This window comes from Synechococcus sp. RC10B2, assembly GCF_047502635.1.
The window spans coordinates 130,776-142,880 of the sequence record NZ_JANSHO010000078.1; the positions used below are offsets into that span (position 1 = coordinate 130,776).

10 protein-coding genes are annotated in these 12,105 nt (G+C 56.1%); 8 read left to right on the plus strand and 2 right to left on the minus strand.

The window, feature by feature from the left end; all coding sequences use genetic code 11:
* Positions 1-70: 70 nt before the first annotated feature.
* Positions 71-1,378 carry a hypothetical protein gene (locus tag NW855_RS12450; protein ID WP_414508837.1) on the plus strand — a complete coding sequence of 436 codons (1,308 nt, stop codon included), beginning with the start codon at positions 71-73 and terminating at the stop codon, positions 1,376-1,378.
* 30 nt (positions 1,379-1,408) lie between these two features.
* On the opposite strand, the gene NW855_RS12455 is transcribed toward NW855_RS12450, so the two are convergent.
* On the minus strand, positions 1,409-2,296 hold the full coding sequence (locus NW855_RS12455) for a hypothetical protein (RefSeq protein WP_099887431.1): 888 nt from the start codon (positions 2,294-2,296) through the stop codon (positions 1,409-1,411).
* 329 nt (positions 2,297-2,625) lie between these two features.
* On the opposite strand from NW855_RS12455, the gene upp reads away from it, so the two are divergent.
* The 4 genes from upp to NW855_RS12475 all read left to right on the plus strand — a co-directional run bounded on the left by upp (position 2,626) and on the right by NW855_RS12475 (position 6,365).
* Positions 2,626-3,309 carry a uracil phosphoribosyltransferase gene (gene upp / locus NW855_RS12460; RefSeq protein ID WP_414508838.1) on the plus strand — a complete coding sequence of 228 codons (684 nt, stop codon included), beginning with the start codon at positions 2,626-2,628 and terminating at the stop codon, positions 3,307-3,309.
* A gap of 306 nt (positions 3,310-3,615) precedes the next feature.
* A complete protein-coding gene (locus NW855_RS12465) occupies positions 3,616-4,524 on the plus strand; it encodes an HAD hydrolase family protein (RefSeq protein WP_099813378.1) in 909 nt (302 codons plus the stop codon).
* A complete protein-coding gene (locus NW855_RS12470; protein WP_228375243.1) occupies positions 4,517-5,218 on the plus strand; it encodes a tetratricopeptide repeat protein in 702 nt (233 codons plus the stop codon). Before NW855_RS12465 ends, NW855_RS12470 begins: the two co-directional genes overlap by 8 nt.
* 193 nt (positions 5,219-5,411) lie before the next feature.
* Positions 5,412-6,365, plus strand: coding sequence for a J domain-containing protein (locus NW855_RS12475; RefSeq protein WP_099813111.1), 954 nt, complete (start codon positions 5,412-5,414; stop codon positions 6,363-6,365).
* Positions 6,366-6,374: 9 nt separating this feature from the next.
* On the opposite strand, the gene NW855_RS12480 is transcribed toward NW855_RS12475, so the two are convergent.
* The gene (locus NW855_RS12480) at positions 6,375-7,532 is read right to left on the minus strand and encodes a hypothetical protein (protein WP_143596968.1); all 1,158 of its coding nucleotides are present in this window, start codon (positions 7,530-7,532) and stop codon (positions 6,375-6,377) included.
* A gap of 239 nt (positions 7,533-7,771) precedes the next feature.
* On the opposite strand from NW855_RS12480, the gene NW855_RS12485 reads away from it, so the two are divergent.
* Genes NW855_RS12485 through NW855_RS12495 form a run of 3 tightly spaced genes read left to right on the plus strand, consistent with a single transcriptional unit; the run spans position 7,772 to position 12,022 of the window.
* Positions 7,772-8,059: a DUF2103 domain-containing protein gene (locus NW855_RS12485; protein WP_011430637.1), complete on the plus strand. Its 288-nt coding sequence runs from the start codon at positions 7,772-7,774 to the stop codon at positions 8,057-8,059.
* Between the two features lie 44 nt (positions 8,060-8,103).
* Positions 8,104-9,474, plus strand: a complete 1,371-nt coding sequence (locus NW855_RS12490; protein ID WP_414402865.1) for a TIGR03279 family radical SAM protein — start codon at positions 8,104-8,106, stop codon at positions 9,472-9,474.
* 4 nt (positions 9,475-9,478) lie between these two features.
* On the plus strand, positions 9,479-12,022 hold the full coding sequence (locus NW855_RS12495) for a UPF0182 family protein (protein WP_414508839.1): 2,544 nt from the start codon (positions 9,479-9,481) through the stop codon (positions 12,020-12,022).
* Positions 12,023-12,105: the final 83 nt, after the last annotated feature.

Genomic DNA, 12,105 nt, shown 5'->3' on the forward strand with positions numbered 1-12,105 from the left:
ATGTTGAGGCAAGCAGGTAATCCAGTTAACTGGAAAGAAAAGTAACAGCAGCAGAGGACAGGAGTATCTGATGGACTTAGTTTTGGTTTTATTGATTGGGGCAGCTGTTGGTTTCTCGGTAGGCATTTACGTTGCTCGCCAGTATGGGGCCAGTCCTAAACTGGAAATCTGGAAACGAGAGATTATCAGAGATATATCTTCGCAGCTAAGCCAACGCAGCCAAGAACTCAACAACCCGGACAAAGCACTCATCAAGTTGAGCGAAGGATTGGTAGACAAGATTTCTCAAAAGTTACAGGAAAAGTTACAGGCCGTCCAAGCTACCCTTGAAGAGTTTAAATTTCGCCTTGCTGACAGCCAGCAAAGCTTGCTACAGGACTGGGGCAGAGACTTTCTACAAGCTATATCTGTAAAGTTGGCCGAACATGGCCAGCAACTGAACAATCAGCTAGCCATTCTGGAAAATCTAGTGGAAGAGGCCAAAGATATTTATCGGCAACTACGGGTTACTATTCAAAGTTCTCATGGATCCGAGATATGCCCAACTGCAAATCAGGACTCCCAGAATGAGCAGGTTACTCAGGTCATTGGTAAAGCACCAGATCCTGAGACACCAGACGAAGTACTAAGAGACAAGGATGGGACAGCTATCGTTGATATATCAAAGATAGAGTCGTTCTTAAACTCAAAAAACATAAAGATAAAAAGCATAGCTGCGGAAGAAAAAGAGGAAAAGCTAGATCAAATAGCCGCCTTTATGGGCAGCCGATACTCTTTTATCAAGAGATTTTATGGAATGGTTAAATCAAACATGAAGAGCGGCAGTTCTTTCTACCTAAACCTTAGAGACGAACCTCCACAAGTAGTCAGTTCAACTTGCCAAGTTGCTAAGGAGTTACACGACATCGCATTTTTGGAAGAGTACAGATACTCTAAGGCGCCCAGATGCCTTTTGGTAGCGAGACCCAGTAGGTCGCGTCAGGCGCTGAATTTTCTGGCAGGGAACTGGCTGGAAAGATATGTTAGGGGCACGCTGATCCGCCTTGTTGAGGCTCACACCAAAAAGATCAGTTTCTCTTACGTCGCGAATGCCCAAGTTACTTTATCGGATGGAGCCGATTTTGAGATGGATCTTTTCTTCCATATCAATGATAAATTCTACTGGGTGGAATCGAAGACAGGTGGGTACCAAGATAAAATACAAAAATACTCCGGAATCGCTCATGAACTCGGTCTTCAGGGAAGCCAAGCTTTCATAGTTTTAACTGATGTTAGTCAAGATACAAGAAGTAGTCTATCTTCCCTCTATCACCTGTCAGTGATTGGCGTCGATGAGGTTGAGTCTACCTTTGATGGGATCCTGAAAAGCCATCTCTGAAAGTCTGAAAAAGTCCCCAAGAGCATCGGCTCAGGCCACAATCTTGACGGCTTGCTCCATACACCACCAGGGATCCTCGGCAAAAGCCGGCATGGGAGTGCTGCCTGCTTTGCCCAGAATGGCCAGCCTGACTTCTCTATCCAGACGGGATCCGGAGCCATAGGGATCGTCAGAGGGGGGCTCCAGCCTTTGTCCTAGAGGGGGCATTGCCATAATGCCCGGCTGCATGCCGGTACTGGTGACCCAGATTTTGAAGCGATCCACCGCCGTTTCTGTGTCTTCGGGCAGTTGCATCTGGAGCAGATAGCGAGGGCCAGAGCCAACTAATACGCTTTCGCTGGGGCGCAGGCGGGCAGGAGAGTCCGGCTGGTAGGGATAGACTAAACCGACGCTGCACTGCCGTTCGTCAAAGACTGTTACATAGACGTGCACCGGCGTAAGGGCCCTGTTGCGCAGGGCGATGGCGAGGTTGCGGCCTGCTTGAATTTGCACCTGGCCTTGGGGATCCCGCGGCAAAGGGCTAACTTCAGCAGGGCTAGAGCCACTGGCCGGCGTTTCCAGTTGCAGAAACTCTACTTCCAGAACACTGCTCAGAGCATCGCTGGCAGGTTGCAGGTTGAGGAGGTTGTCGAAGGCGGCCACATGTTCCAGCAGCCGCACCAGCTTGCGGGGCAGAGCCTGTGGCTTTTTTACCGGGATCCGAAAGGCTGCCAGCGCCACCTCTTCCTCCCGTCGGTAGAAGTGGTAGATGGCATCTGGCAGCATCTCTACCCGCAAGTCCGCTGCTTCTGGGTCGGTGTAGGCTAGAAGCGGCGAGGCCGGCAGAGCCGCCAGCAACTCGGCAACAGGCATTTGCGCTTGGCTGGGATCCGCACAGGTGAAGGCCACCCGCAACGGCTGAAACCGGACGGCAGACATGGGCGATCCTCAGAAAAAATCTCGTGATCCAGATCTACCGGATCTGCAGACCCAGCTCCAGCTTTGCCCTGTGCTGTAACGGCAAAGCATGGCAACGCATCCTGAACCAATCGGGCGTTCGCTTCAGCAGCGCGGAGCGCCTACGCTTGGGGAGAGATGCCTCACTGCCGGCATGGTGAATTAGGGACTAGCCACTGGCTAGCTAAGTGCGCTCGTAGAACCCAAAACTAGGAATCCCTACCCTTTAAGGCAGGGGGCAGGTCAACCAATTCTGAAGGGGTACCCATTACCTCGAGGGAAGTGCTTGCTTTCTGCCAAAGCAACCCGCTATGCTACCGCCCAGATTGAGGCATCCTTCTGTGGCAAGTCAGCAGCTTCGAGTCTATGTCCCCTCTCACCCGCTCATTAAGCACTGGTTAGCTGTGGCTCGCGACGTGGAAACCCCCACGCCCTTGTTTCGCAGTGCTCTATCGGAGCTGGGCCGCTGGCTGACCTACGAGGCGATGCGGGATTGGATCCCAACTCAGGCGGTGCAGGTGCAAACTCCTCTGGAACCTGCTGCAGCAGAAGTTATCGCCCCCAACACGCCGCTGGCCATCGTGCCTATTTTGCGGGCTGGGCTGGCCCTGCTGGAAGGCTGTCAGTCCCTCTTGCCCCAGGCACGGATTTTTCATGTGGGCCTGGTGCGGGACGAAAAGACGCTGCAGGTGAGTTGTTACCTCAATCGCCTGCCGGAGCGGATCCCGGAGCAGATGCGCATTCTCATCCCTGAGCCGATGTTGGCTACTGGCGGCACCTTGCTCTGGGTCTTGGACGAGCTGAAAAAACGGGGAGCGGATCCCAGCTTAGTGAGAATTGTGAGCGTCTTGGCTGCTCCGCCGGGGCTGCAGCGGCTGGGATCCCATTACCCGATGGTGCAAATTTTCTGCGCCATGATCGACGAGCGGCTAAATGACCGGGGGTTTATCCTGCCCGGGCTGGGGGATGCTGGGGATCGCGCTTTCGGCACCTGATCCCTCAAAGGAATCGCGAGTCAAGAGGCTTGCTCTGCCGCTAGTATCGGCTGGGCACGGCAGCAGAGTGTAACATTTGGCATCAATTGCCCCAATGCCGCTCTGGGTGCTTCACTCCTCCAGAAGGTGGCCAAGAAGGGCACGTTGAATTAAACCTCTTCACTTCTGTCAAGGCTGTTGGATGATGGGAATGCTGGCCGCTTGAGCCCCAAGCCCGCCTCAGGGATCCGGCTTGCGCTCCTCGGGCTAGAGGCCGTTTGATCTGGCTAATTGACTGCTGCCAGCGCCTTTTCCTTTCCTGGGCTTATGCGACTTGTCCTCAGCAGTTTGGATGGCAGCCTCTTAGATCCCCAGTCCAACAGCTATGGCGCTGCCCGACAAGCTTTGGCGGCTTTGGAGCGCCGCTCCATTCCCTTAGTGCTCTACAGCCTGCGTACCCGCGCCCAACTGGAACATCTGTGTCGACAACTGCGCCTGGAGCATCCCTTCATCTGCGAGGACGGCTCCGCTATTTACGTTCCCGAACATTACTTTCCCGCAGGCATTTTGGACGAGCGCTGGCAACACCGCCCTCCCTACTACGTGTGTGCCCTGGGATTGCCCTACCCCTGCTTGCGCCACATTTTGCAACAGGTGCGCCAAGATTACCACTTGGATCTCATCGGGTTCGGGGATTGGACAGCCTCGGAGCTAGCTGCCGCCACTGGGATCCCTTTGGAGGAAGCAGAACGGGTGCAAAAGCGGGAATATAGCGAGATTTTCAGCTATTCCGGGGATCCAGCAAGGCTGCGAGAAGCCCTTGCCCAACAAGAGGCCACCCTCACCCAGCACTTGTTACGGCTGCACCAGCTCCACTTCTCCGACCCCTCGCGGTGGTATTTGACCGGCTGGAGGCGGACAACCTTAACCTCAGAGCCCAGTTCCCTACCGGGAGAACAGGCGGTGCGGCTGCTCCTGGATTGCTACCAGCGGCATTTGGGCCCTGTCAGGGCCTTGGGCATCGGCTGCTCCCCCCCAGATTTGGCTTTTTTGCGGTGGGTGGAGCGGAAAGTAGTGCTTCCCAGCCCAATTGCGGATAGCCTCTGGAAGGAGGCCGTTCGCCTCGGCGGGCCAGAGGTTCAGACCCAGTGGCAACTGGCCCGGCTCCCCGGTCCTGAGGGGTGGAACGAAGTGGTGTTGAGGTGGCTGGAGGAAACCGATCATGGGGATGAATAAGCAACAAACCGGTGGACGGACTGCTCCCTTGGGCCTGCGTGTGGTGGGATGCCTGCTGAGTTTGGCGCTAGGACTGCCTGCCTCTGCCCAGCCGCCTATGAATCTGCTCACCGGGGAGCCGACAGTGGCCCAACTCAAGGAAGATGCAGCCCGCTACCTGCAGATGGGCTTTCACACCCTAGCCATCAACGCCTACCGGGCCGCCCTTGAGCTGGAAGACAAAACCAAAGTTCTCCCCAGCGAGCGGGATCCCGACGTGCCTTTTAACCTTGGCCTGATCTACGCCCGCCAGGGCAACCTCCCAGAGGCGCGAGCTGCCTTCCAACGTGCCGTAGAAGTGGATCCCACTAGCTTTAAGGCACGCTACCAATTGGCTCTGGTGGATCTTAAGTTAGGGAACCTGGTAGCGGCCAAGGAGCAGCTTACCCTCTTGGCCCATGCTGCCCGCAGCAATCCCGAAACCTACAGCCACATCCAGTCCCTGCTGGCCCCCCTGGAGTCGGTGCCCTTGCCCAACCAGCAGGCCAGCAACCCGCCTCGCCCTCCAGCCGCTGAGCCAGAAGCAGCCAAGCCTGCGCTCGAGCCCGAAAGGGACAAGACAACCACTCCACGGGCAGCCGCCTCGAAAAAGCAGCCAGAAGAGGAGAAGCCTCTCTCGGCCTTGCAACGGCTACGTCGGCGGGAGTTGGACTAGTCCAAACCGGGCCCAGACAGCTACAGCTTAGGAAGGAGAGCTAACCCCCCCCGAGAGCTACTGGGAGTGGAGCTTTCCCCAGCGCGCTTGACACTTAGGGCATAAAAAAAGGCTGGTATTAAACAGCACTTTTCAAGCTTGCAGGAGCAGCAGTAGAATCCTGCTAGCAAGGCAGCAGAGGCGGGATCCCTTCATGAAAGATTTCTATAGCGAGCTGGAGGTAAAGCCCGACGCGACCTCTGAAGAAATCAAAGAGAGCTACAGGCGGCTTGCCAAAGAGTATCATCCCGATCGGCTTCCTCCCGGTACACCGGAAAAGGCCCGACGGTACATCGAAGAAAAATTTAAGTCCCTTCAAGAAGCCTATTCAGTGCTGAGTGATCCCGTAAAGCGGAAAGCCTACGATTCCCAGAGGCTTTCCCAAACGAAAGGAAACGAACGTGATCTAGGTCTAAAAGCCAAACCAAGCTACAGCACACAAGACGGCAGCACTTGGCCGTTTGACCCTGACAAGATACAGAAAGCTGCCGAGGAGATAGAGCTGCGGAGGCGAAGGATTGAAACCAACTATAACCAGAAAATAGAGCAAGTGAAGTCAGAGCTAAAGAGAAACCTTATTTTAATCGGCATTAAGGAAGAGGATGCCAGAGTTGACTATACCTTCCTTACTAGAGACGAAAACATACAGAGCTGCTTTGTCTTTTTGTTTTTGGGCTTGTTGGCTTTCTTAGGAGGCTGGGGATGGATTGGTGCTATACTCGTACTCATTGCTTTGGTATCCGCTTGGTCGGCATTTTTTGAATCTGGGTATAGTAAAGAGCAAGTGGAAAAAGCCAAAAGTCTCCAAGAAAGGGCAAAGTCAGAAATAGAACTGCGCGAGAAAGAAAAAAGCTCAGAGCTCTCTCAACTGACGCTTTACTGCAGGAGCAGGATCGACTACTTTAAGAGTCTCCCCCTTGAGTCTTTATCCCCTGAGTTTATAAGCGGGCTTAGCGGAGAGGATCAACTCTTCCTGTTGACAGCGATAAAGGAAAGAGCCGACGCTGAAAAGCTAAAGGAGGATCTGAAACTAGCAGCTGGGATCGCTGTCGGTATTGGCATATTAGCCGTCTTGTTTGGTTTGGGCGGCGGATTCTACCCCCATTGATCCTGCTTCCTAAGCCGGCAGGAGCAGTAAAACTTTGGGGTCTGGATCCTCAGACGAGTTTTTTGGCGGCAAAACCAGACTTTGCCACTCTTGGTAGCTGAGGCCAAGCCGAGTCATTTCAGTGATTTCGTATCTGTAGCCTTCCAGTCTCCTGTCCAATTCGATCATGGACTGGGCAGCCGCTATAACCTGATTTGCTCGACTGATGATAGCTTCTCTCCGAGGAGGATCCCAAACTATGCGATCCAAGACTGTCCACCAGCTTGGATCAATCAAACGTGGGGCAATGAGGGCAAGGATAGCATTCTTAGATCTTGTCGGCATACTATCAAAATAGGATTCAATGCTTTGTGCGCTGAAAATATCTGGTCGTATATATTTGTCAAACAGCTTATCCACATCCGATTCACCCTTTACATACTTGAGAATCTCCACGACGCTTGATAGGCTAACTCCTTCTTGGTAAGCCTTGTGAAGATATACTGAAGGTTTCGTGGTCAACAAAAGCTCGACATACTTTCTAATACGAGGTCTTAGAATCTCCTCTGCCTCCGCCAGGCGTTTCAGAGCTATCTCATGCTCCTCCATCTCTAGGTAGCATTCAATCTCTGTAACATAGACTAAAGATAGGATTAAGATGTACTCGCAAGCCAAAATGCCGTCGTTCTTGTTCCAATTGGAATCCCACGCAGCTAGATAATAGTGCTCAGCCTCAAGCAGAGGCTGAATGACCTCGGTTACCAATCGCTTCCTGTTGGTCGAAGAAGACATCTTCAAAGCTATTTCTGCAACATCGATAGCAGACTTAGCTTTGGCAAGAAGCGATCTATCTATGGATTCTCGAAGACTTTCTACGGATGCTTGAAGACTTTGGATTCGAGAATCGATTTGATTGAGTTTAGAGGTAACGACTGCAAAGTCTACGGCAGACAAACCCAAGTTAGTTAGACCAATAGCAGCATTGAATTTGGTTAAGCCTAAGACAGTGTTTAGTTTACCTCTAGTGTCAATTAGCCTTAGGTTGATCTGCCTCAACTGAATGTTGGCAATAATCCCGTTGACTATGTCCACTGCCGGGATGCAATTGCTAATGCTATCTGCGAGTGTCAAGCCTCCAGTTTCTCTCAGCCAGGCCACCACCCGCTTAGAGGCCACTTCTCGCACCACGCCGCCTACGCCTCGTAGGTTCCATTCTGCAGGCCTTTCAGGATGGCTTCGGGGATCTCGAGGATGACTTGCTCGGCAACCATGAGTCAGGAGCTCCCTGCGTTTGCTGCCGTCAAACTAGCACAGAGAAAACCTTCTGAAAATACTTGTACTTGGAGAGTTCGCCAAGGTTTATTCTCAGTTACAGGGGCAAGAGCCTAGCATAGAGATCTAGCCCTCCTCGCTGTTGCGTTGCCGCCATGTCTGAGCCTGCCGGTCGTCTGGTTTGGAACCACTCCACCCACATTTCCGGGCTGATCCCTGTTCTGGAGCGCCTGACTCGACAACCTGGCATTAAAACCGTAACGCCAGGTGCTCTGTCTTGCAGTCGCGGGCGGATCCCGCAGTTGCAGTTGCGGGTTTCCGTGCCCATTCGAGGGGGCTACAAGTTGGTGGCCCGCAAGGGCAGCAGCGTGCAAGAGGTCTTCGTGGTTACCGACCTCAGCCAGTTGGAGCTGGAAGCAGCGATTCGCCGCTGTTTAGAGTAGGTTTGAGTTCTCTTGGCAACGCAGTCCCGCCTCTTGGGCGCGCTATGTCCCGCGCTAGCGTCAAGCCCGCCCGTATCAGCGCCGTCCTGCCCGGATCCCTAGCGGCAAAGGTGGGCATTCGGCCAGGGGAGGCCCTGGTGAGCATCAACGGCGAGAAGCCCCGCGATCTCATTGACTATCGCTTCTTGTGTGCCGATGAATATCTCTGCCTGGAGATCCTGGACAGCCAAGGGATCCGGCGCATCGTCGAGCTGGAAAAAGACATCGATGAAGATCTGGGGCTGGAGTTTGAGACGGCTTTGTTCGATGGCCTCATCCAATGCACCAACGCCTGCCCCTTTTGCTTCATCGACCAACAGCCCCCTGAAATGCGGGCAACGCTGCACCTTAAAGACGACGACTACCGCCTCAGCTTTCTCTACGGCAGCTACCTCACCCTTACCAACTTGACCGCTGCCGAATGGGATCGCATCGCCCGCCTGCGCCTTTCCCCCCTCTATGTCTCGGTTCATGCCACGGAGCCGGAGCTGCGCAGCCGCCTGCTCAAAAACCCGCGCGCCGGTCTGATCCTGGAGCAGTTGGCCTGGTTTCGCCAACACCGCCTGCAAGTGCATGCCCAGGTGGTGGTCTGCCCGGGCTGGAACGATGGAGAGCACCTCACCCGCACGCTCTTGGATCTGGCCGCTTTTCGCCAACCTGTCGAAGGGATCCCAACCGTCCTCTCGGTGGCGGTGGTACCGGTGGGGCTGACCCGCTTCCGCCCCCCCAATGACGAGCTGATCCCGGTGGATGCCGCCAAGGCGGCGGAGGTGATTGCGCAGGTAGAAGCGCTGCAGGCGCAGTTTCGGCAAGAATTGGGGTCCACCTTTGCCTGGCTGGCCGACGAGTGGTACTTGCTGGCAAATCGAGAATTGCCGCCGGCAGAGCACTATGAAGATTACCCCCAACTGGGGAATGGAGTGGGATCCCTGCGCCTGTTCTTGAGCGAGTTTGAGCAGGTGCGGCTGCCGACTGGGATCCCTTCTCCTCTCAAAGTTCTCTGGGTGGTGGGCAACGCAGTGGAGCGAGCCTTCCAGCCGGTGGTGGAGCGGATGAACAGCATCCCCAGGTTGCAGTTGCATCTTCTGCCCATTGCCAGCCAATTCTGGGGACAAACCCTGACGGTAACCGGACTGTTGACGGGGCAAGACATTCTGGGCGCTTTGAAATCGGTTGAAAACTTGGCAAGTTACGACGGCCTGCTTTTGCCCCAGATCGCCCTCAAGGATGGGGAGCGCTTTTTGGACGATCTCACCTGGCAAGAGTTGCAGGCCCAAGTGGGGATCCCGGTGATGCGGGTGGATGGGGGCCCGGCGGGCTTGCTGCAGGCGGTGCAGCGGCTAGGATCAAGGGCGACCTCGAGCGGGACGCTGTGAGGCTATGCAGCGGCTACAGCGAGGGTTGGTTCTCTTGCTTTGGGCGGGGCTGGGGATCCTGGCCATCACAGCTTTGGCCTCTTTCTATGTCGATCTGGCCTGGTTTGCCGAGCTGAATGCCCTGCCGGTGCTCTGGACGCGGGTGCTGGCTCGCTGGGGGCTGGGCCTGGGCGCCTTTGCCTTTGCCCTGGCGGTGGTGGGATCCAACATCCGCGCCTGCTGGCGGGGGGCAAGCACAGCCGGGGCCTGGGCCATTGCCCTGGGGTTGAGCGGCGGCTTGGCCTGGTCTCTTTCTCAGCACTGGTTCGCGCTGCTGCTCTGGTTGCACCAAGTCCCTGTCGGCGAGTCCGATCCAATCTTCGGTCGCGACCTGGGCTTTTTTCTTTTCGGCCTGCCCTTCTGGGAGACACTGCAGCAGTGGTGCTTCAACCTAGTGCTGCTCACTTTGATCACGGTGGCGCTTATTTACCTAGTGGAGCTGGGGCTATCGGAGCAGCGGCTGACGCTGGCTCTGTCTTTATTTGCCCAACGGCACCTGCTGATCTTGGGGGGAGCTCTGTTTTTGCTTCGTGCCTGGGGCCATTGGCTGGAGCGCTACGAGCTGCTCTATTCCACCCGCGGCGTCGTCTTTGGCGCCGGCTTTGCCGATGTGCACGCCACTTTGCCAGCTACCACGTTGATGAGCGGGGTGGCTTTCCTGACAGCAGTTGGCTTCTGGGCTTTGGCCCGCCAGGGGATCCGATTCAACCTTCCCTTGTTCAAGTCTTGGTGCCCTGCCTGGGCCAGTTCCCTGCTGGCGCCGGCCCTGCTCTGGGGGGCCTACCTGGGGTTTGGGCTGCTGACCACCCGGCTTTACCCGCAACTGCTGCAAACCCTTTTGGTCACGCCCAACGAGCTGGAGCTGGAGCGCCCCTACATCGAGCACAACATCCGTTTTACTCGCGCCGGCTTTGGCCTGGCCGAGGTGGAGGTCAAGCCCTTCCCAGAAGAGGGATCCCTGACCTGGGAGATCCTGCAGCAAAATCAATCCACCCTGCGCAACGTGCGTCTTTGGGATACAGAACCCCTCTTGGCCACCTATCGCCAACTGCAGGAGATCCGCCCTTACTACCAATTTCCCTATGTGGATGTGGATCGCTACCGCATCGGGGGAGAGCTGCGCCAAGTGATGCATGCAGCGCGCGAGCTGGACTTTGCCCAGGTACCACCGGCTGCCCAAACTTGGGTTAACCGGCGCTTTTTCTACACCCACGGCTATGGCCTCACCCTCAGCCCAGTCAACGTGGTTACTGCTGAGGGGCTGCCGGACTTTTTCCTATCGGATATCCCACCGCGGGTTTCCCCCCGCTATCCAGAGGTGGCGCAGGTGCTGCGGGTGGAGCAGCCGGCCCTCTACTACAGCGAGCTGACCACCACCGACGTGTTCGTGGGGGCCCTGGACTATCCCGCTGCCGATCGCTATGTCTACAGCAGCTACCGCGGCACGGGCGGCGTGCCCATCCCCCACCTCTGGCAACGGCTTCTCTACGCCTGGCACTTCCGGGATCTGCGCATCCTTCTCAGCCGCGAGCTCTCCCCCAGCACCCGCTTCCTCTATCGCCGCCAAATCCGGGAACGGGTGCGCCAGGTGATGCCCTTTTTGCTCTACGACCAGGATCCCTACCTGGTAATTCAAGGGGGCAGGCTCTACTGGTTTTTCGACGCCTACACCACCAGCAGCCACTACCCCTACTCCGAGTACTTGCCTGACTTTCCCTTCAACTACATCCGCAACTCTGTCAAGGCGGTGCTGGACGCCTACAACGGCAGCATCGACTGGTACATTGCCGACCCTCGGGATCCCCTCATCCAAGCCTACGCCCGCATCTACCCCACCCTGTTCAAGCCGCTAGAGGCCATGCCGGAGCCGCTGCGGCAGCACATCCGCTACCCCCAAGATCTCTTCCGGGTGCAGGTGCAGCAATTTGCCACTTACCACATGACGGATCCCCGTGTTTTCTACAACCGGGAAGACCAGTGGCAGATCCCCAACCAGTTCCGCAAGCGGCGGCGCCTGCCCATGCAGCCCCAGTACCTCATCCTCACCTTGCCAGAGGATCCCCAAAAGGGATCCCCAAACCAGCCCGAGTTTGTCTTGCTTTCTCCCTTCACCCCCCTCAACAAACAAAACATGGTGGCCTGGATGGCGGCCCGCTGCGATGGGGAAAACTACGGCAAGCTGCTGGTGTACGAGTTTTCCAAGCAGCGCCTCATCTACGGCCCAGAGCAAGTAGAGGCGCGGGTCAACCAGGATCCGGCCATTTCCGAGCAAATCGCCCTCTGGAACGAACACGGGTCGCGGGTGAACCTGGGCACCCTGCTGGTCATCCCCATCGAGACCTCGCTTCTCTACATCCAGCCCCTCTACCTGGAGGCAGAACAGGGCCGCCTGCCCCAGCTCACCCGGGTCATCGCTGCCTACGAAGACCGGGTGGTGATGGAGCCCACCCTCAGCCAGGCTCTGGAAGCCCTCTTCTCCCCCACCGGCAGCCGCCGCTCCAACCGCTGAGGCCGGGATCCCTTCTCAGATTTCTAAGGGTAGTTGACAGAACTTAACGGATGATTTAAGGTTAGGTTGTCAATCTTCGCGCT

Excerpts from the sequence above, each read along its gene's own strand:
- NW855_RS12450 (WP_414508837.1), top strand. The coding sequence starts at position 71 with ATGGACTTAGTTTTGGTTTTATTGATTGGGGCAGCTGTTGGTTTCTCG.
- NW855_RS12455 (WP_099887431.1), bottom strand. The coding sequence starts at position 2,296 with ATGTCTGCCGTCCGGTTTCAGCCGTTGCGGGTGGCCTTCACCTGTGCG.
- upp (WP_414508838.1), top strand. The coding sequence starts at position 2,626 with ATGCTACCGCCCAGATTGAGGCATCCTTCTGTGGCAAGTCAGCAGCTT.
- NW855_RS12465 (WP_099813378.1), top strand. The coding sequence starts at position 3,616 with ATGCGACTTGTCCTCAGCAGTTTGGATGGCAGCCTCTTAGATCCCCAG.
- NW855_RS12470 (WP_228375243.1), top strand. The coding sequence starts at position 4,517 with ATGAATAAGCAACAAACCGGTGGACGGACTGCTCCCTTGGGCCTGCGT.
- NW855_RS12475 (WP_099813111.1), top strand. The coding sequence starts at position 5,412 with ATGAAAGATTTCTATAGCGAGCTGGAGGTAAAGCCCGACGCGACCTCT.
- NW855_RS12485 (WP_011430637.1), top strand. The coding sequence starts at position 7,772 with ATGTCTGAGCCTGCCGGTCGTCTGGTTTGGAACCACTCCACCCACATT.
- NW855_RS12490 (WP_414402865.1), top strand. The coding sequence starts at position 8,104 with ATGTCCCGCGCTAGCGTCAAGCCCGCCCGTATCAGCGCCGTCCTGCCC.
- NW855_RS12495 (WP_414508839.1), top strand. The coding sequence starts at position 9,479 with ATGCAGCGGCTACAGCGAGGGTTGGTTCTCTTGCTTTGGGCGGGGCTG.